The sequence below is a fragment of the Marinobacter sp. C7 genome (genome assembly GCF_022343555.1).
Classification (GTDB): domain Bacteria; phylum Pseudomonadota; class Gammaproteobacteria; order Pseudomonadales; family Oleiphilaceae; genus Marinobacter.
Genome location: NZ_JAKQZH010000093.1, coordinates 1 through 519, shown reverse-complemented (window position 1 = coordinate 519; position 519 = coordinate 1). Strand labels below are relative to the sequence as shown.

General features: G+C 54.1%; 1 pseudogene. It reads right to left on the bottom strand.

The annotated features are described in order from the left end of the window. Positions 1 to 471, bottom strand: a pseudogene (gene glyA / locus MD273_RS19365) (serine hydroxymethyltransferase); the annotation flags it as partial. Between the last annotated feature and the right edge of the window lie 48 nt (positions 472 to 519).

The window sequence follows — 519 nt, the reverse complement described above, 5'->3', positions numbered from 1 at the left end:
CTCAGGATCAACACCGTACGCAACAACCTCGTACAGCTTTCCGGAGAAGTTCAACTTCATTCCGTGGGTCAAGTGACCACCATGAGCCAAAGACAGACCCATGATCTTGTCGCCTGGCTCAGCCAAAGTCATCAGCACAGCAGCATTAGCCTGTGCGCCAGAGTGAGGCTGAACATTGGCGAACTCTGCACCGAAGAGAGCCTTCGCACGATCACGTGCAAGATCCTCAATGATGTCAACTTGTTCGCAACCACCGTAGTAACGGCGGCCAGGGTAACCCTCGGCATACTTATTGGTAAGAACAGAACCCTGCGCCTGCAAAACAGAACGGGGAACGAAGTTCTCAGACGCGATCATCTCTAATGTATCGCGTTGACGGGCAAGTTCCCCAGCGATGGCAGCAGCCACCTCAGGATCAAGCTCGTTCAGTGGCTGGTAACGGACATCGTCCGCTTGGTGGGCATCGGTCATCAGGTCAGCTAACCTTTCACAAGACGAATCCCGCGCGTAAGACCTCAC